Source organism: Cupriavidus sp. HPC(L), assembly GCF_000307735.3.
Classification (GTDB): domain Bacteria; phylum Pseudomonadota; class Gammaproteobacteria; order Burkholderiales; family Burkholderiaceae; genus Cupriavidus.
Genome location: NZ_AMPR02000440.1, coordinates 1 through 19146, shown reverse-complemented (window position 1 = coordinate 19146; position 19146 = coordinate 1). Strand labels below are relative to the sequence as shown.

At 67.3% G+C, this 19146-nt stretch carries 17 protein-coding genes and 1 pseudogene; 5 read left to right on the top strand and 13 right to left on the bottom strand.

Annotated elements, in window-relative coordinates; all coding sequences use genetic code 11:
• The coding region (locus tag B551_RS21390; RefSeq protein WP_023264978.1) for an outer membrane lipoprotein LolB at positions 1-401 on the bottom strand (401 nt) is incomplete at its 3' end.
• Positions 402-540: 139 nt separating this feature from the next.
• Positions 541-2502, bottom strand: coding sequence for a tetratricopeptide repeat protein (locus B551_RS21385; RefSeq protein ID WP_043442037.1), 1962 nt, complete (start codon positions 2500-2502; stop codon positions 541-543).
• 134 nt (positions 2503-2636) lie between these two features.
• On the opposite strand from B551_RS21385, the gene mutM reads away from it, so the two are divergent.
• Complete coding sequence (gene mutM / locus B551_RS21380) at positions 2637-3530, top strand: bifunctional DNA-formamidopyrimidine glycosylase/DNA-(apurinic or apyrimidinic site) lyase (protein WP_006576776.1); 894 nt, start codon at positions 2637-2639, stop codon at positions 3528-3530.
• A 58-nt stretch (positions 3531-3588) separates the two neighbouring features.
• Complete coding sequence (gene mutY / locus B551_RS21375) at positions 3589-4794, top strand: A/G-specific adenine glycosylase (protein WP_043442036.1); 1206 nt, start codon at positions 3589-3591, stop codon at positions 4792-4794.
• Between the two features lie 56 nt (positions 4795-4850).
• Here mutY and B551_RS21370 read toward each other — a convergent pair whose 3' ends face one another.
• From B551_RS21370 to B551_RS21320, 11 genes and pseudogenes are all read right to left on the bottom strand, one after another.
• Positions 4851-5504 carry an LON peptidase substrate-binding domain-containing protein gene (locus B551_RS21370; protein WP_006576778.1) on the bottom strand — a complete coding sequence of 218 codons (654 nt, stop codon included), beginning with the start codon at positions 5502-5504 and terminating at the stop codon, positions 4851-4853.
• An 83-nt stretch (positions 5505-5587) separates the two neighbouring features.
• Positions 5588-6469, bottom strand: coding sequence for an RNase adapter RapZ (gene rapZ, locus B551_RS21365; RefSeq protein WP_023264976.1), 882 nt, complete (start codon positions 6467-6469; stop codon positions 5588-5590).
• A gap of 269 nt (positions 6470-6738) precedes the next feature.
• Positions 6739-7029: a PsiF family protein gene (locus tag B551_RS21360; RefSeq protein ID WP_006576780.1), complete on the bottom strand. Its 291-nt coding sequence runs from the start codon at positions 7027-7029 to the stop codon at positions 6739-6741.
• Positions 7030-7217: 188 nt separating this feature from the next.
• Positions 7218-8189, bottom strand: coding sequence for an HPr(Ser) kinase/phosphatase (gene hprK / locus B551_RS21355; protein ID WP_006576781.1), 972 nt, complete (start codon positions 8187-8189; stop codon positions 7218-7220).
• Positions 8190-8261: 72 nt separating this feature from the next.
• Positions 8262-8717 (bottom strand): PTS IIA-like nitrogen regulatory protein PtsN, encoded by a 456-nt coding sequence (gene ptsN, locus B551_RS21350; protein WP_006576782.1) that lies wholly within the window; start codon positions 8715-8717, stop codon positions 8262-8264.
• A gap of 379 nt (positions 8718-9096) precedes the next feature.
• A complete protein-coding gene (hpf, locus tag B551_RS21345; protein ID WP_006576783.1) occupies positions 9097-9453 on the bottom strand; it encodes a ribosome hibernation-promoting factor, HPF/YfiA family in 357 nt (118 codons plus the stop codon).
• Between the two features lie 49 nt (positions 9454-9502).
• Positions 9503-10981, bottom strand: coding sequence for an RNA polymerase factor sigma-54 (locus tag B551_RS21340; protein WP_023264975.1), 1479 nt, complete (start codon positions 10979-10981; stop codon positions 9503-9505).
• A 188-nt stretch (positions 10982-11169) separates the two neighbouring features.
• The gene (lptB, locus tag B551_RS21335; protein ID WP_006579161.1) at positions 11170-11994 is read right to left on the bottom strand and encodes an LPS export ABC transporter ATP-binding protein; all 825 of its coding nucleotides are present in this window, start codon (positions 11992-11994) and stop codon (positions 11170-11172) included.
• A gap of 97 nt (positions 11995-12091) precedes the next feature.
• Positions 12092-12720, bottom strand: a pseudogene (gene lptA, locus B551_RS21330) (lipopolysaccharide transport periplasmic protein LptA).
• Between the two features lie 80 nt (positions 12721-12800).
• Positions 12801-13430, bottom strand: coding sequence for an LPS export ABC transporter periplasmic protein LptC (gene lptC / locus B551_RS21325; protein ID WP_006579159.1), 630 nt, complete (start codon positions 13428-13430; stop codon positions 12801-12803).
• Positions 13431-13438: 8 nt separating this feature from the next.
• Complete coding sequence (locus B551_RS21320) at positions 13439-14422, bottom strand: SIS domain-containing protein (RefSeq protein WP_006579158.1); 984 nt, start codon at positions 14420-14422, stop codon at positions 13439-13441.
• Positions 14423-14678: 256 nt separating this feature from the next.
• On the opposite strand from B551_RS21320, the gene B551_RS21315 reads away from it, so the two are divergent.
• The 3 genes from B551_RS21315 to B551_RS21305 all read left to right on the top strand — a co-directional run.
• Positions 14679-16658, top strand: a complete 1980-nt coding sequence (locus B551_RS21315; protein WP_006579157.1) for a monovalent cation:proton antiporter family protein — start codon at positions 14679-14681, stop codon at positions 16656-16658.
• A 61-nt stretch (positions 16659-16719) separates the two neighbouring features.
• Positions 16720-17292, top strand: coding sequence for an adenine phosphoribosyltransferase (locus tag B551_RS21310; RefSeq protein WP_006579156.1), 573 nt, complete (start codon positions 16720-16722; stop codon positions 17290-17292).
• A gap of 171 nt (positions 17293-17463) precedes the next feature.
• Positions 17464-19146: Na/Pi cotransporter family protein (locus tag B551_RS21305; protein WP_023264974.1), on the top strand; the 1683-nt coding region annotated here is incomplete at its 3' end.

The following is a 19146-nucleotide window of genomic DNA, read 5'->3' as shown; positions in this document are numbered from 1 at the left end:
GGGCGGGCACGCAGCCAGTCGCGCATGCCGGCCACCGGCAGTGCGAAGCCCAGGCTCTGCTCGAGCAGTGCATCGACCTGCGGCGCGTTGCGCGGCGGTTCGTTGGGCAGGTCGAGCGTCGCGCCCGACGGCGTCGCGGTGACCACGGCGAGGGTCTGGCCGAGCGGCGAGATCAGGTCCAGCCGCACGTTGTCGCCCTGCTCGCGCCAATGGAAGCTGCCTTGCACGCCCTCGTCACGCCCATAGCGGACGTAATTGGCGGCGAAGCGCCCGGTCAGTTCGCTGGCGCGGGCACCGGCGGCGGCATCGAACTGGCGCGACGGCGTGACGCTGGCGCAGGCAGCGAGCCACAGCGGCGCGGACAGGCAAAGCAGGGTCAGGGTACGGCGGGATCGGTCCATGCGTGGAACGGAGATCGATGCCGGGTCACGGCGCGCGGTCGCGCGGCCGTGCCGGCGGCGGATGTCGATGGTTGGGCGATGAATGGCGACGGAGGCCGGCGGCCGCGCAACGCGCAAAAGCCGTCGACGCTATGGCACGCTACTGCGCCAGCCGCACGTTGTAGCGCCGCAGCGTCTCGACCAGCGTCTCGTTGTTCGGGTCGAGCTTGACGCCTTCCTCCCAGGTCTTGCGCGCCTCGTCGCGCTCGCCGAGCTGCCACAGCACCTCGCCCAGATGCGCGGCGATCTCGGCCTCGGGCGCCTTCGCATAAGCGTCGCGCAGCAGCTTGGCCGCGGGCTGCAGCTGCCCCAGGCGGAATTTGACCCAGCCCAGGCTATCCATGATGTAGGGATCGTCGGGCCCCAGTTCGGTGGCCTTCTCCAGCAGCTTCAGCGCTTCCTGCAGCCGGATGTTGCGATCGGCGAGCGAATAGCCCAGCGCGTTGTAGCCCTGCTTCTGGTCCGGCTGCAACGCGATGAACTGGCGCAGCCGGCGTTCCATGCTGTCGTAGCGCTTCTCGCGCTCGTCCAGCATTGCCAGCTCGTACAGCCATTCGGCGTTGTTGGGCTCGGCCTTGATGCGTTCGTCCAGCACCTTGCGCGCGCGGTCGTAGGCCTTGACTTCCATCAGCATGCCGACCTCGGCCTGGCGCACCGCCATCATCCGCTGCGCACGCTGATCGGGATCGGCGATGTCTTCGGCGTCGGCCAGCATGTCGCCGAAGATCGCCTGCGCATCGTCGAACCGGCCCATGCGGCCCAGCATCTGCGCGCGCTTGACCGATGCCGCGCCGACCATGCGCTGGTCCTCGATCCGGTCCAGCCACTGCACCGCGCCCGCGTAGTCCTTGCGCTCTTCGGCGATCTGCGCCAGATACTGGTACGCGACGTCGGGATTGGAACTCGGTGCCTTTTCGGCCAGCCGCAGGTATTCGTGCAGATAGCGCTCTGCCTCGTCGTAGCGCCGCGCCTGCAGTCCGGTCAGGCCAAGCGCCAGCGGCACGCGTGGATCGTCGGGCGCGACCTTGCGCAGCGCCTCGAATTCGCGCCGCGCGGCGTCCATCTCGTTGCGCTGCAGGTAGACCCGCGCCAGCGTGATGCGGCCGTTTACCGAAGCCGGGGCCTTGTCGAGAAAGCGCTTGAGGCCCGCGATGGCCTGCTCGGGGGCATTGTCGGCGCGCAGCTCGGCCGCCATCAGCGCCGCCGCTTCGTAGTCGGGACGCAGGCGCTGCGCTTCGTCGAGTTCGGCCAGCGCGCCCGGCACATCGCCGGCGGTCTCCTTGGCCCGCGCCAGCGCCAGCCGCGTCTCGGCCGACTGCATGTCGTTGGCGACCAGCCGCTGCAGCAGTGCGGCGGCTCCGGCCGGATCGCTGGTGCGCGACAGTTGCTGCTGCAATTGCAGGATGGCCTCGGGCCGATGGCTCGGCGGCACGCCGTTCAGCTGCAGCGAAAGCAGCGGCTCGGCCTCCTCCCAGCGCGCGTTCAGCACCAGCAGGGTCGACAGCACCTGACGCGCGGCCGGCGAGGTCGGCGCCAGATCGGTCCACAGACGGGCGCCATCGAGGGCCTGCTGCGGGACGCGCGCATTGAAGGCGATTTCGGTGGCGCGCTGCGCGAAACGCGGATCGCGGGTCGAGCGGGCCAGTTCCACGTAGGTGCGATAGGCCGGGCCGGTCAGGCCCCGCTGCATCGAGATCTCGGCGGCCAGCACGCGATACATGATGTCGGCCGTCAGCGGCAGCTCGGGCAGCGGCATCTTGGGCGGCAGCGGCGTGGCCGGGGTCGGCTCGAGCTCGCCGTCGCTGCTCAACGTGAACATCGGCCGGTCGGGCTCGGCGCCGTCGGACTTTGCCTCCGCGCGTGCCGGATCGGCCTGGGCCGACCGGGCATCGCGCGCACTGGCGCAGCCGGTCAGCGCACTGGCGCCGACCACGGCCGCGACCAGCAATGGCAGCAGACGCCGGCCTGGCGCTGCGCCGCGCGCGCGGGTCTGCGCAGGCGGCTCGTCAAGCGGTACGTGGGGAGAGAGCAGAGCGAGGATGCGGTCCAGGCGGTCCGGCATGGGTGGGACTCCGGCACGCGTCGTGCCATATGACAAGTTAGGGCCATTGTAACGTGCCGCTACAATGCCCGGCTGCGGGCACCATGGCGGACATGGGGTCTGCCGCTTGGAGTCGTGCGCAAAGGAGAGGTTCGATGCCGGAATTGCCCGAGGTCGAGGTGACCCGACGGGGACTGCTGCCGCATCTGGAGGGCAGCCGCATCGCCGGGGTGGCGGTGCGCCATCGCGGCCTGCGCTGGCCGGTGCCCGAAGAGCTGGAGGCCTGCCTGCCCGGGCGGTTGATCCGGCGTGTCGAGCGGCGCGGCAAATATCTGCTGCTCGAATGCGTGCGCGAGGGGGACGCGACAGCTGGCGGCGTGGCCGATGGCGTGGCTGGTGGTGAAGACGCCGGCTGGCTGCTGATCCACCTCGGCATGACCGGCACGCTGCGCGTATGGCACGAGCCGCCCGCGCCGGGCACGCACGACCATGTCGATCTGCTGCTGCACGACGCAGCCGGCCGGCCACTGACGCTGCGTTTCCGCGACCCGCGCCGTTTTGGTGCGGTGCTGTGGACCACGCTGCCGGAGGCGCTGCTGCCCACCCATCCGCTGCTGCGCAATCTGGGCATCGAGCCATTCGACCCGGCCTTCGACGGCGACTGGCTGTACCGCCATACGCGCGGGCGCAGCGCCGCGATCAAGACGGTGCTGCTGTCGGGCGATATCGTGGTCGGCGTCGGCAACATCTACTGCTCGGAGAGCCTGTTCCGCGCCGGCATCCGGCCGACCACCGCCGCGGGCCGTCTGTCGCGGGCGCGCTGCGAGAGGCTCGCCGCGGCGGTGCGCGAGACGCTGGCGCTGGCGATCGAGCGCGGCGGCAGCACGCTGCGCGATTTCGTCGGCAGCGACGGGGCCAGCGGCTATTTCCAGCTCGACTGCCTCGTCTACGATCGTGCCGGCAAGCCTTGCCGGCACTGCGCCACGCCGGTCCGGCACATCGTGCAGGGCCAGCGCTCTACCTTCTATTGCCCGCAATGCCAGCGTTGAGCGCAACGACGCGCCACCGCTGACCCGAAAAGACTGACGCCCCCCTCGCGACTCATCGATGCCTCGCCGTTCCACCACTCGAGCCACCACGCACTCCGCTGCCGCCCCTGATTCCGCCGCCAGCGCGGTGCCGTCCGATTTCGGCGCCCGCGTCGTGCAATGGCAGCGCCGGCACGGGCGCCACGATCTGCCCTGGCAGAACACCCGCGATCCGTACCGGATCTGGCTGTCGGAGATCATGCTGCAGCAGACCCAGGTCAGCGCGGTGATCGACTACTACCAGCGCTTTCTGGCGCGGCTGCCGACCGTGCAGGCGCTCGCCGACGCGCCGGCCGACGAGGTGATGGCGCTGTGGGCCGGGCTCGGCTACTACTCGCGGGCGCGCAATCTGCACCGCTGCGCAAAGCTGGTGGTCGAGCAGTACGGCGGCCATTTCCCGAGCGATCCGGCCCTGCTCGCCGAGCTGCCCGGCATCGGCCGCTCGACCGCGGCGGCGATTGCTGCGTTCAGCGCCGGCGTGCGCGCGCCGATTCTCGACGGCAACGTCAAGCGGGTCTTCGCGCGCTGCTTCGGCGTGCACGGCCATCCTGGCGAAAAGGCGATCGAGAACCGGATGTGGGCAATGGCCGAGGCCGCGCTGCCCGCGCGGGGCCCGCGCCAGTCCGATGACATGGTGGCGTACACGCAGGGGCTGATGGATCTTGGCGCGACTGTCTGCTCGCGCGGCAAGCCGGCCTGCCTGGACGATGCGGCGCGCTGTCCGCTGTCGGACCTGTGCGCGGCCCGCCGCGAGGGCCTGACGGCGGTGCTGCCGACGCCGAAGGCGCGCGCGCCGGTGCCGGAGCGCAGTACGGTGATGGTGGTGGTGCGGCATGGCCGCGAGGTGCTGCTGCGGCTGCGCGCGGACAGCGGCATCTGGGGCGGGTTGTGGAGCCTGCCGGAACTGCCCGTGCCGGCGCTTCCGTTCGACGCCGAACAGGCCGAGGACGACGCGCTTGCATTCGGACGGGCGTTCGGCACCCCGGCCCGCGCCGCGATGGTCGCCGAGATGACGCATGTCTTCACCCATTTCCGGCTGCTGATCCGCGCGGTGCGCGTCGACATGGCTGCATTGGCCTTGCGCGATGCGGGTGAGGTAGGGGCAGCAGTGGACGCAGCGCAAGAGCAGTGGCGCTGGCTGTCGCTGGATCGGCTCGACGAACTCGGCATGCCGGCGCCGGTGCGCAAGCTGCTGGCCGGCGAGGTGGCGCCGCAATTGTTCTGAAGGTGTGATTCGCCCGCTGGAACCGGCCGCGGCGATGCGGCCACGCGCTACAGCCGCTACAACATGTGGTGCTGGCGCATGAAGCGATGAACGATCTCGATCCGCATGCCGGCGTCGGGCAGCGCCATCAGCATCTGTTTGGCCTTCATCGGCACCGGCAGCAGTTCGCATAGCCGATTGGCGACCCAGCTCGGATCCTCCCACTGCATCGGCTCGGCGAACGGCAGCTTGTGCGGCGGCGCGTGCAGCGAGGCGACGATCCGGCGCAGCGCCGCCAGGCATTCGCCCAGCAGTTCCAGCTTGCAGTCGATCACGTCGTCGGGCAGCAGCTCGGCGCGTGCGACCAGCAGGCCGTCGTCGCGGGTATGGTGTTCGAGGATGCGAAAGCGTTGCCTGCCCCGTGTCTCGATCAGCAGCACGCCAAGCTGCTCCATATTGCAGTCGACGATTTCGGCGAGACAGCCGACGGCTTCCGGCACGGTGGCGGCCCCCTCCTGCGCGACCTCGGTGCCGCTGGCGATCAGGCAGACGCCGAATGCCGCGTTGTCGCGCAGGCAATTGCGCACCATGTCGACGTAGCGGGACTCGAATACGCGCAGCGGCAGCCGGCCGCCGGGAAACAGCACGGTGTGGAGCGGAAACAGCGGCAGGCTGTCGACTTCGACGTGGAGCGGTGCCGCGTGATTGGACGCTGCGGAACTGGAAGACATGCGATCCCGAGAAGACTTTCGCTCACAGGGCGGGGGCAAGCACATTGCGCCGCCGCCGGGATCCACCGCCTGGGTCGGCCGGATCAGCTTACCGGCACCAGCTCGCGGTGTCTGACCAGCACATTACCATGCGCGCGGAAGTAGTTGGCAAGTCTTTCCGCGATATAGACCGAGCGGTGCTGGCCGCCGGTGCAACCGATCGCCACCGTCAGATAGCTGCGGTTGTCGGCGACGAAGCTCGGCAGCCATTTCTCGACATAGGCGCGGATGTCCTCTGCCATCGCGAGCACCATCGGCTGACTCTGCAGGAAGTCGATCACCGGCGCATCGCGTCCGGTCAGCGGCCGCAGCTGCAGGTCGTAGTACGGATTGGGCAGCGAGCGCACGTCGAACACCATGTCGGCATCGCTGGGCACGCCGTGCTTGAAGCCGAACGACGTGAACAGCAGCGTCAGCTGCAGATTGTCGTCGCGAATGAAGTCCTTGATCCAGGCGCGCAGCGTATTGGTGCGCACATTGCTGGTGTCGATGCGGTGCGCCGATTCGGCCAGCGGACTCAGCAGTTCGCGTTCCATCTCGATCGCTTCGACCAGCGGGGTCTCGGTCGGTGCGGGCGCACCGCTCGCCTCGCCCGCCGCGAGCCGCACGGACAGCGGATGGCGACGCCGCGTTTCCGAATAGCGCTGCACCAGCGAATCGGTATTGGCGGTCAGGAAGACCACGCGGACCTCGTGCTCGGCCGACAGGCTGCGCAGTGTCTCGGGCAGCCGCGCCAGCGATTCGCGGCTGCGGATATCGGTGGCGATGCCCAGATGCGTGTAGCCCTCGGCCGCAAGATAGCGGGCGAGTTCCGGGATGAACTGCGCTGGCAGGTTGTCGACGCAGTAGTAGCCTGCGTCTTCAAGCACGTTCAATGCAACCGATTTGCCGGAGCCGGAAATGCCGGTGATGAGGACGATGCGCATAACGCTTGAAGGATAGCATCGCGTGATGATTGCGTCATGACGGTCCGATGAAATCCGTGGTCCGGGATGGCACGGCAAGCGGGAAAAGGGGCGAAAGCGTGCGAAAGCCGCGCAATGCACGCGCAGCGCGGCAAGAACGGCGAGAACGGCGAAACAGCAAAGAAAAAAGCGAACCGCCGGGTGCCGTGCGATTCGCCTTCATTGGCCTTGATGGGCCCGCTTGATCGGCCGTCCGCCCGCTCAGGGCGCAGCGGCCGACCGGTATGCCGTCACGCGGACAGGCACTCCTTCATGAACGCCTTGCGTTCGTCGCCCTTCTTGCCGCTGGCCTGCGCGTTGCAGGCCTTCATCTTTTGCTGCTGCGAGTTGCCGGCGGTAGCGGGCTTGGCGGACAGGCATTCCTTCATGAAGGCCTTGCGCTCGTCACCGGTCTTGCCGGCCGCCTGCGCATTGCACGTCTTCATCTTGCTCTGCTGGCTGTTGCCGGAGGCGGTCTGGGCAAAGGCGCCCGTGGCGACCAGCGGGCACAGCAGCACGCAGGTTGCGATCAGTGTCTTCATGCTGGAATCTCCTGACTGAGGATCGGGTCGCCAAGCGCAGGATGCGCGACGGCGCAGGCTGGGCGTGATGCCCATTACAGCACAAAACGCTGAAAACCCCAATCAGGTTGACGCTGCCGGCGTGTCGGGCACGCCGATGCGTCAATGCGTACTCGAGCAGACGCTCAGTGGGCGCTCCGGTCCAACGCTCAGAGCAGACGGCCCTGGCCGCGCGAGGCCGCGTCGGCCTGCATCGCGGCGCGCTGGCGATCCATGAAATCGCGCAGCGTGTCGATGCCGCGCAGCCGCAGGATGGTGTTGCGTACGGCGGCCTCGACCAGCACCGCGAGGTTGCGGCCGGCCGCAACCTGGATCTTCACCATGTGGATGGGCAGGCCGAGCACGTCGAGATATTGCGAATCGAGCGGCAGCCGTTCGAATTCGCCGTCGTTGCGGCGGACCAGCTGGACCACCAGCTTGAGCTTCATCTTCCGGCGCACCGCGGTTTCGCCGAAGATCGTCTTGATATCGAGCAGGCCCAGGCCGCGCACTTCCAGCAGGTTCTGCAGCAGCGGCGGGCAGCGACCCTCCACGAAATCGGGGCCAAGACGCACGAAATCAACGGCATCGTCGGCGACCAGGCCATGTCCGCGGGAGATCAGTTCCAGGCCGAGTTCGCTCTTGCCCAGGCCGGATTCGCCCATGATCAGCACGCCCATGCCGAGGATGTCTAGAAACACGCCGTGCATCGTGACCCGCGGCGCGGAAATGCGCGACAGATACAACCGCAGATGGTCGATTACCGCGGCCGACGACACCGGGGTCGTGAACAGCGGCGTCGACGAGCGGGTGCACCGCAGTTCGAGGTCGGGCGGCGGCTCCATGCCGTCGGCGACGACGAGGAAGGGCGGCTCCAGCAGGATCAGCTCACCCATCTGCCGCTTGCGCGTTTCGTCGTCGAGCCGCTGGTAGTAGGTGATCTCCGGCTTGCCGAGCACCTGGATCCGGTTCGGGTGGATGAGGTTCAAGTGGCCGACCAGGTCGGCCGCCGAGGTCGCCTCGCGTGCGAAGTCGAGGTCGAAGGCGCGATCGGCGCCCTCCAGCCCGGCCACCCAGGACAGTTTGAGGTCGGCTGCGTTGTCGTCGAAGATCGACTGGGAGGTGACGCCGGTGAGTTCCATGCGGGATGAGGCGGGGCGCTAAGGCGGTGTTGTATGCGGTCGGCGCGGCTCTGCGCGCTTATGCCGGGAGGGTCAAGGATGCCATTGCACCAGCAACTGGTGAACCGCATCGGGCGTCGGCAAAGCGGCGAGGCCATCACGCATGTCGCGATCGGACAATAGCTGAGCGATTTCCGACAGGATTTCCAGATGTTGCTGCGTGGCCTGTTCCGGCACCAGCAGGAAGATCAGCAGCGAAACCGGCTTGCCGTCGGGCGACTCGAACGGGATCGGCTCGGCAAGCCGCATGAAGGCAGCCAGCGGCTGTTTCAGGCCCTTGATGCGGCCATGCGGGATTGCCACGCCGGCACCAAGCCCGGTCGAGCCAAGCGATTCGCGGGCAAACAGATTGTCGGTCACCGTGGCGCGCGCCACGCCATGGTTGTTTTCGAACAGCAAGCCGGCCTGTTCGAACACGCGTTTCTTGCTGGTGACGCTGACGTCGAGCGAGATATTGCCGGGCGGCAGCAGTTTGGCCAAACGGTTCATTTGAAATGCGCGGAATTCCTGAAACTGGCGCCGCCATGCGGTCCTTGCCGGCGTGGGCCGGTCTGCCGTTGCTGGGCGGTGCGTTCGTTGCCGCCGCTTCCCGACTATCAGCGTGCGGCACATTATAGTGCAGGGGGGCTCCCTGCCGTCCGATGCCGATCGCCCCGAGCGGCATTGCGCAAGGAAACGGGGCGGGCATTCTCTATATGTATTGCACAGCATACACCGGGAAGCCTGCCAGACGGAACCCCATTCCGGTTTCATCCTATAGGCTGCGAAGGTCCCGTGCCGCGACGGGCGCAAAAAAGCCGTGCTCCTGGCACGGCTTCTTTCCTCACTTCAAGGCCGGCCGGCGTTGTGGCCGCGCCGAATCTTCAAGCTACTGCTGGGCCTGGTTCGCCACCAGGCTGCTGTGATACTTCAGCGATTCGCGGTCGTGGCTCTGCACCTTGTCCTTGTAGCGGATCACTTGCCGGTCCAGCTTGTCGACCAGCATGTCGATCGCCGCATAGAGATCTTCGTGGTGCGCTTCGACAAAGATGTCCTTGCCCTTCAGATGCACATTGATTTCCGCGCGTTGACGGCGATCCTTTTCCTTTTGATTGTCGACCGATAGCAGCACGCTGACGTCAATAACCTGATCGAAATGCCTGAGGATTCGCTCCAGTTTCGTTTCCACGTACTCACGCAGCGACGGCGTGATGTCCAAGTGGTGTCCACTGATCTTGAAGTTCATAGCGCTTCTCCTTCTGAAAGAGCCGCACCAGGCAGGCGATGCGACTCGGCTACAAAGACTTGCGAAGGTTCACGGCCGGGATCTTCAAGGCTTCACGATATTTGGCGACGGTACGTCGCGCCACGACGAAGCCTTGTTCCCCCAGCAGTTCGGCAATCCGGCTGTCGGACAACGGGTTTCTGGGGTCTTCGGCTCCTATCAGCTGCTTGATCAGCGCACGGATTGCGGTGGAAGACGCGGCACCGCCGGTCTCGGTCGATACATGGCTGCCGAAGAAATATTTCAGCTCGAATGTCCCCATCGGGGTGGCCATGTACTTATTGGTCGTCACACGAGAAATAGTCGACTCGTGTAGACCCAGTGTATCGGCTATCTCCCGCAAAACCAAGGGGCGCATCGCAATTTCGCCGTGCGTAAAGAAATTCTTTTGCCGCTCCACGATGGCTTGTGCGACGCGCAAAATGGTGTCGAAACGCTGCTGGATATTCTTGATGAGCCAGCGCGCCTCCTGCAGTTTCTGCTGCAATCCCGCGGCGCCGGTATCGCCTTTCGCGCCGCGCAAGATTTGCGCATACATATCGTTGATGCGTAGCCGTGGCATCACATCGGGATTGAGCTGCGCGATCCAGTTGTGGCCGCTCTTGCGCACGAATACGTCGGGCACCACGAAGTCCGCTTCCGGCCGGCTGTAGGCGTGGCCAGGATACGGCGCGAGCGAGCGGATCAGCTCGTGCGCGGCCTTCAACTGCATGTCGTCGACCTGCAGGGCCTTCTTCAGCCGCGTGTAGTCGCGCGCGGCCAGCAGTTCGAGGTGATGGCGGACGATGGTCATCGCCAGGTCGCGCTGCGGATGTTCGATGCGGCGCAGTTGCAGCGACAGGCATTCTGCTGCGTTGCGTGCGCCGACCCCGGGCGGATCGAAGCTTTGCAGCAGCGTCAGCATCGCATGCACTTCGTCCAGTTCGAATTCGAGCTCTTCCGGCAATTCGGACAGGATTTCCTCGAGAGACGCGCTCAGATAACCGTCGTCGTCGAGCGATTCGATCAGGAAAATCGCCAGGCCCTTGTCGCGCGTCGAGATTTTCAGCGGAGCCAATTGCTCCATCAGATATTCGCGCAGCGTGGGCTCGGCGTCGCGCAATTGCAGCGGCGTTTTTTCGTCCTCATCGCTTTGCGGACGGCGGGCGAAGTCGTCCAGGCTCCAGTCGCCGCCATAATCGTCGCCCGCGCCGTCGGCATAGCCATCGTCGGCCGCGGCGGCACCGTCCGCGCGCGAGTCCGCGGGCGCCGCCGGTTCGGCGGGCGGGGTCGTGGTGGCGGTCTGCACATTGACCGACCCGTCGGCGGCGACCCGCAGCGGGCTTTCGATCCAGTCGTTTTCGCGTTCGAGCAGCGGATTCTCTGTCAGCGCCTGCTCGACTTCCTGTTGCAGTTCCAGCGTGGACAACTGCAACAGCCGGATCGACTGCTGCAGCTGCGGCGTCAGGGCCAGATGCTGGGAGAGGCGTAGCTGTAGCGACGGTTTCATGCGGCCTATTTTATGCGCAACTTCGGCCGCGATGGAACGGAATTTGCTATCGGAAGTTTCGATTGCGTGGGCAGAAGCGATTGCCTGATGGATCACCAGAGCATGAACGTGGCATCGCTTGCCGGCGTACGAAGCCGCTGCCTCGCAGGGCGGGGCAGCCGCGTGTCGTGCCGCCCCGGGTCAAGCAATTACATGCGGAAGTTTTCGCCCAGGTAAACGCGCCGCACCGATTCGTTGGCGATGATTTCCTTGGGCTCGCCTGCCGCCAGCACCGCGCCCTCGCTGATGATGTAGGCGTGGTCGCAGATGCCCAGCGTCTCGCGCACGTTGTGGTCGGTGATCAGCACGCCGATATTGCGCGCCTTCAGGAAGCTGACGATGCGCTGGATCTCGCCGACGGCGATCGGATCGACGCCGGCGAACGGTTCGTCCAGCAGGATGAAGCGCGGCGCCGAGGCCAGCGCCCGCGCGATCTCGACGCGCCGGCGCTCGCCGCCGGACAGCGACAGCGCAGGATTGTTGCGCAGGTGGGCGATCTGCAGATCGTCGAGCAGGCTGTCGAGCCGGCGCTCGATCTCGGCCGCGGACAGCGCCTTGCCGTTGTCCCGCTGCAGTTCCAGCACCGCGCGGATGTTCTGCTCGACATTGAGCTTGCGGAACACCGACGCTTCCTGCGGCAGGTACGACAGGCCCATGCGCGCGCGCTCGTGGATCGGCAGGCCGCTGATGTGCTGGCCATCGAGCACGATGTCGCCTTCGTCGAGCGCGACCAGGCCCACGATCATGTAGAACGACGTGGTCTTGCCCGCGCCGTTGGGGCCGAGCAGGCCGACCACCTCGCCGCTCTTGACGTCGAGCGACACGTCCTTGACCACGGTGCGCGAGCCGTAGCGCTTCTTCAGATGGCGCACCACCAGATTGCTGGTGACGGGCATCGTGCCGGCGCCAGCGCCGGCTGCGGTGTTGGCGTTGGCGGCGGGAGCGGTGGCGGTAGCGGTGTCGGCAACGGACATGTGGGCAATCCTTTGATACTGCTTAATGCGAACGTGCTGCGAAGGTGCGGCGAAGCGTGCTGGGCGGCACGGGGTCAGGCACCGAGGCAGGCCGGGGTCAGGGTTTGGCCGTCGGCGAGCCCTTCAGGTCCACGCCGGCACCGCTGCCGCCGGTCCCCTGGCTCTGGCGCGGCGACAGCACCGCGCGCACGCGGCCGGACGGGTTCGCCGGCGCCGCGTTGCCGCTGCCGCCGGCCGCGGTGTAGAACTCGTTGCGGCTGTCGTAGGTCAGCCCGCGCCGCGAATCTCGTCGACGATCTTGGCGCCGGCCAGGCGCGCCATGCGCGCATTGCCGATCAGCTTGGCCACTTCCTGCTTGCCGTCGTATTCGATGCGGTCGCCCCAGCCGTCGATGTACTCGTCGACGTTGTCGCGCTTCTGCCGGATGTAGGCCTGCTTGCCGCCCTTCGAGGTCGCCACCGCGTACTGGTAGCCCTCGGGGTCGGTGCGGACCTCGGCGGCATCGGACTTCAGCACCATGGTTCCCTTGGTCAGCACCACGTTGCCGGTCAGCGTATAGATCTGCTTGACGTCGTCGTAGCTGGCGTTGTCGGCCTCGAGCACCAGCGGCTTGTCGCGGTCGGCGCGTTCGGCGAGCGCCGGCTGGGCCAGCGTCATGCCGGCGGCGAAGGCGAGCAGCACGGCGGCGGCGCGGCGGCGGGTCCAGGTCGTCAGGGTCAGGGTCATGTTGGCCACGATGGCGTTGATTGGCGTTGTCCGGGAGGGAACGTTCGAGGGGTGCGCCCCTGGCGCGCGGGCGCGATGCGTCATGGTTTCGCGCTGCCGCCGCCGCGCGGCGCCATCACGATGGTGCCGCGCACATTGCCGAGCAGATTGACCTCGCGCGTGACATTGTTGAAGACCAGGCCGTTGGCGGTCATCACCGACGGGCCGCGCGTCAGCTTGACCGGCTTGTCGGTCTTGACGATGTCGTCGTTGATCAGGATCTGGAAGTAGCTCGACGTCGCGCTCATCTGCGGGTCCTGCGACGGATCGGCGCCCTGCACGCGAACGATATGGGCATTGCCGAACAGGTCGATCACGCTCGCGTCGGCGTTCATCTTGCCGAGGTCGGCGGTGCCGGTCACCGGCGGCCGATCCGGCTCGTAGGCTCGCATCGCCGGCCGCGTGACCTCGTAGGTCTGGTCGTCCTCGTAATGGATCATCCGCTCGCCGGTGAAGCGCATCTTGGTGCTGCCGTCCTCGGCCAGTTCGGTGGCGGTGAAGCGCTCCATCCAGTAGTCGGGCACGTGGCGCTTCTGGCGTTCGGTATCGCTGACCTCGCGCGGCGTATTGACCTGCACCAGCCAGAAGGTACTGCCGGCAACCAGCGCCATCAGCAGCAGCGGCATCAGCCGCAGCGCGAGCCGGGACAGGGAAGGAAACAGATCCCGCATGGCGTGCGTCAGATGACCTTGGCCCGGGTCAGGTCATGGATATGCAGCGCGCCGACCAGGCGCTGGTCGGCGTCGACCACCAGCAGCTGGTTGATGCGGTTCGCTTCCATGATCTGCACCGCCTCGACCGCGAGCTGGTCCGGTCCGACCGTGAACGGGTTGGCATGCATGACCTCGCCGATCGGCACCGTCTTCCAGTCGCGCGGCGTTTCCAGCAGCCGGCGCAGGTCGCCGTCGGTGAAGACGCCGATCGCGCGGCCGTCGGCGTCGACGATCGCGGTCATGGCCATGCCCTTGCGGGTGATTTCCATCAGCGCCTGCGCCAGCGGCGTGCTTTCGCGGACTTCGGGCACCGCATTGCCGGTGCGCATCACGTCCCGCACATGGGTCAGCAGCTTGCGCCCCAGGGCACCGCCGGGGTGCGAGCGTGCGAAATCCTCTTCGCCGAAGCCGCGTGCATCGAGCACCGCTACCGCCAGCGCATCGCCCAGCGCCAGCGCCGCCGTGGTGCTGGCGGTCGGGGCCAGGTTCAGCGGGCAGGCTTCCTTGTCGACGCGGGCGTCCAGATGGGCGTCGGCCAGTTGCGCCAGGTTCGACTCGATATTGCCGGTCACCGAGATCAGCTTGGCGCCGATGCGCTTGACGATCGGCACGATCGACAGCAGTTCGGAGGTCTCGCCGGAGTTGGAGAAGGCGATCAGCACGTCGTCGCGCGTGATCATGCCGAGGTCGCCGTGCGAAGCCTCGGCAGGATGGACGAAGAAGGCGGGCGTCCCGGTCGAGGCCAGCGTGGCGGCGACCTTGCGGCCGATATGGCCGGACTTGCCGATGCCGGAAACGACCACGCGGCCCGAGCACTCCAGCACCAGCCGCACCGCCCGCGCGAAGTCCGGCGTCAGCCGCGACGACAACGCGGCGACCGCATCGGCTTCGATTTGCAGGGTATGGCGTGCGAGCTCGAGTGCTCTTTCCGCATTGAAATTGGCTATCATGGCGACGAAGTATACCAATGAATGCGATGGCGCCCGGGCCGGTGGCAGCGCGTCCGGCGCGGCGTCGGCCTTCGCGTCCGGGTCCCGTCTCCGCCGGCCGGCCGCCCCCTGACGAAACACTGCCGGGCCGGGCAGGTCCGTTCCTGGTCCACCGCTTGCATTACTGCCCGCAACCGCTGCACTGCCGCACCGCAATCCGCACCACCGCCCGCACCATCGCTCGCACCATCGCTCGCACCCACACCGGCCCGCCCGAATGCATTCTCCGCTGGACTTGACCCTTGTGCTGCTGGCCGCCGCCGTGCTTGGCGTGGTCGCCTTCCGCATGCTGCAGCTGCCGCCGATGCTCGGCTATCTGGCGGTCGGCATCCTGATCGGGCCCCACGCGCTGGGTTTGGCCAGCGATTCCGGCCAGACCAAGTACCTTGCCGAGTTCGGCGTGGTCTTTTTGATGTTCTCGATCGGGCTGGAGTTCAATCTGGCCAAGCTGCGCTCGATGCGCCGGCTGGTGTTCGGCCTCGGCGGCAGCCAGGTGGTGCTGACCATGCTGGCGGTGGCGCCGGTCGGCTGGCTGTTCAGCGCGGTGTTCGACCTGACCTGGCAGGCGTCGATCGCGCTGGGCGGCGCGCTGGCGATGTCGTCGACCGCGATCGTCTCCAAGATGCTGTCCGAACGGCTGGAGCTCGAGACCGAGCACGGCCGCAATATCTTCAGCGTGCTGCTGTTCCAGGATCTGGCGGTGGTGCCGCTGCTGATCGTGATCCCCGCGCTGTCGCGCGACCCGGGCGAACTGCCGATGGCGCTGGCGCTGGCCATCGTCAAGATCGTGGTGGCGCTGACGCTGATCTTCGTGCTGGGCAAGCGCGTGGTCAGCCGCTGGTTCCACGTGGTGGCCGCGCGCCGCTCGCAGGAACTGTTCATGCTGAACCTGCTGCTGGTCACGCTGGGCATGGCGGCCCTGACCGAGCGGCTGGGCCTGTCGATGGCGCTCGGCGCCTTCATGGCCGGCATGCTGATCGCGGAAACGCCATACCGGCATCAGGTCGAGGAAGACATCAAGCCGTTCCGCGACGTGCTGCTCGGGCTGTTCTTCGTCACCATCGGCATGCTGCTCAATGTGCGCGTGGTGATCGACAACCTGTGGCTGGTACTGACGCTGCTGATCGTGCCGGTGCTGTTCAAGTTCGTGCTGATCGCCGGGCTGGCGCGGCTGTTCGGCTCGCGTCCCGGCGTGGCGATCCGCACCGGCCTGGGGCTGGCACAGGCCGGCGAGTTCGGCTTCGTGCTGCTGAACCAGATCGACGGGCTGGGCCTGGTCGATCCGGTGCTGACGCAGGTGATCCTGGCGTCGATGCTGCTGTCGATGCTGGTGGCGCCGTTCCTGATCCAGTACAGCGATGCGATCGCAATGCGCTTTGCCGCCAACGAATGGCTGCTGCAGTCGCTGAACATGACCCGCATCGCCGCGCAGAGCCTGCAGACCGAGAAGCACGCGATCATCTGCGGCTACGGCCGCAGCGGGCAGAACCTGGCGCGCATGCTCGAGCGCGAGGGCATCGGCTATGTCGCGCTGGACCTGGATCCGGACCGCGTGCGCGAGGCCGCGGCGGCCGGGGATACGGTGGTCTACGGCGACGCGGGGCGGCGCGAGGCGCTGATCGCCGCCGGCATTCATCGCGCCGCGGCGGTGATCATCACCTATGCCAACACGCCGTCGGCGCTGAAGGTGCTGCACCATGTGCACGAGCTCGAGCCCGCATTGCCGGTGATCGTGCGCACGGTCGACGATTCGGAGCTGGAAGCGCTGCAGCGCGCCGGCGCGACCGAGGTCGTGCCCGAGATCATCGAGGGCAGCCTGATGCTGGCCTCGCATGCGCTGGTGCTGCTGGGCGTGCCGATGCGGCGCGTGGTGCGCGGCGTGCAGCAGGCCCGCGATGCGCGCTACAGCCTGCTGCGCGGTTACTTCCACGGCCGCGACGACGAGGAGGACATGATCGAGCGCGACTCGGTGCGGCTGCATTCGCTGTCGCTGGGCCCGGACGCGACCGCGGTCGGCCGCCGCCTCGGCACGCTGGGGCTCGAGCATATCGGCGTCGAGGTCACCGCCGTGCGGCGGCGCGGCATCCGTGCCTTCGATCCGCAGCCCGATACCGTGCTCGAACCCGGCGACATCCTGGTGCTGCGCGGCACGCCCGAGGCGCTCGAGGCGGCCGAGCAGCGGATCACCGAGCGCTGACGCAGCCGCTATCCTAGATGACTGGCGCTTCAGCCAACCCCTTCATCCGTTGTTTCCGACCATGCCCGCTCCCACCATCCAGTCCCCGCCGCTGGGCGACGTGACCACCTATCTGCGCGACCGCATCCGCACCGTGCCGGACTGGCCGCAGCCCGGCGTGATGTTTCGCGACATCACGCCGCTGCTGCAGGACCCGAAGACGCTGCGCGTGCTGATCGACGTATTCGTGCACCGCTACATGGACGCCGGCCTCGACATGGTGGCCGGCATCGATGCCCGCGGCTTCATCCTCGGCGCGATCGTCGCCTACGAGCTGAACCTGGGCTTCGTGCCGATCCGCAAGAAGGGCAAGCTGCCATTCCAGACCGTGGCCGAGGAATACGAGCTCGAATACGGCAGCGCCACCGTCGAGATCCACGCCGATGCCTGCAAGCCCGGCGACCGCGTGCTGCTGATCGACGACCTGATCGCCACCGGCGGCACCATGATGGCTGGACGCCGGCTGCTCGAGCGGCTCGGCGCCACCGTGGTGGAAGGCGCAGCGATCGTCGACCTGCCCGAGCTCGGCGGCTCGCGCCATCTGCTCGACAGCGGCCTGCCGCTCTTTACCGTGTGCCGATTCGAGGGCCACTGAACGTCCTTCGCGCAAAAACCGCAACGCCGCCCAGCGTTGCGAAGCGCACCATCGCCGGCGCCCCGCGTTGCCCTCGTCCGCAGCGCGGGCGCATAATGGCCGTTCATTCACAACAAGGGCCGGGCGGCCCCTGCCTCTGACCGCCGCACCGGCCGCAATGGGTGCCACACCATGGGCGTTCTGCTTCATCTGCTCTCCGGGGTCGCGCTGCTGGTCTGGGGCACGAATATCGTCAAGGTCGGTATTCTGCGCGTCTACGGCGCGAACCTGCGCCACGTGCTCTCCGCCAGCGTTGCCAATCGCTTCACCGCCTTCGCCGCCGGCCTCGGCGTGACCGGCCTGGTGCAAAGCAGCAATGCGACCGCCGTCATCGTCAGCTCCTTCGTCAGCCAGGGCCTGATCGCGGTCGCGCCCGCGCTGGCCATCATGCTCGGCGCCAATGTCGGCACCGCGATGATGGTGCAGGTGTTCTCGCTGGACCTGTCGTGGCTGTCGCCGCTGTTGATCTTCATCGGCGTGATCGCGCATCTGAGCTGGAAGGGCAGCAGGCCGGGCCACGTCGGCCGCGTGCTGATCGGCCTGGGGCTGATCACGCTGGCGCTGGAGCTGATCTCCAATGCGACCCGTCCGGTGGTCGAGGCCGCCGGCGTCAAGGTGCTGTTCGCCAGCCTGACCGGCGACACCGCGCTCGACATGCTGGTCGGCGCCTTCCTGACCGTGCTGTCCTATTCCAGCCTGGCGGTGGTGCTGTTCTGCGGCGCGCTGGCCTCGGCGGGCGTGGTGTCCATCCCCGTCGCGCTGGCGCTGGTGCTCGGGGCCAACCTCGGTTCCGGCATTTCGGCGTTCCTGACGACCTCAGGCAACAACCAGCCCGGCAAACGGGTGACGCTGGGCAATCTGCTGTCGCGCCTGCTCGGCTGCGTGGTGGCGCTGCCGCTGCTGGACGAGGCGCAGACGCTGCTGCGCGCGCTCGATGCGGACCCGCAGCGGCTGATCGTCAATTTCCACCTGCTGTTCAACGTGGTGCTGGCGGTCGCGCTGATCGGGCTGACCGCGCCGCTGGCGCGGCTGTGCGAAGCGATATTGCCGGGCCGCAACACCGGCGAGAGCCAGGTCACGCCGCGCCACCTCGATCCGGCCGCGCTGTCCACGCCGACGCTGGCGCTGGCCAACGCCGCGCGCGAGGTGCTGCGCATCGGCGACCGCGTCGAGCAGATGCTCGACAACATGCTGCGCGTGCTGCGGACCAACGACGCCAAGCTGGCCGCCGCCACCTGCCGCATCGACGACGAGATCGACGATCTCTATACCGCGATCAAGCTGTATCTGACGCGCATCAGCGTCGAGGCGCTCGACGAGCGCGACGGCCGCCGCTGGACCGAGATCATCTCGCTCAATATCAATCTGGAGCATGCGGCCGACATCATCGAGCGGATCCTGCTCGATGCGCGCGACAAGAAGATCGCGCACAACCTGGTGTTCTCGGAAGCTGGCATGCAGGAGATCACCGAGATGCATGCGCGGCTGATCAGCAATCTGCGGCTGGGGCTGTCGGTGTTCCTGAACGGTGACCTGAAGAGCGCGCGGCAGCTGATGCGCGAGAAGGCGACCTTCCGCGAACTGGAGCGCAAGTATTCGCATACCCACCTGCGCCGCGTCGCCACGCAGACCATCGAGAGCATCGACACCAGCTCGCTGCACCTGGACGTGATCAGCGACCTGAAGCGGCTGAACTCGCTGTTCTGCGCGACCGCCTATCCGGTGCTGGAAGAGGCCGGGGCGCTCGATCGCAGCCGCCTGCGCGAAGACGACGGCCAGCAGGACGAGGGCGCCGCTGCGCCCGCGGCCGCCGGT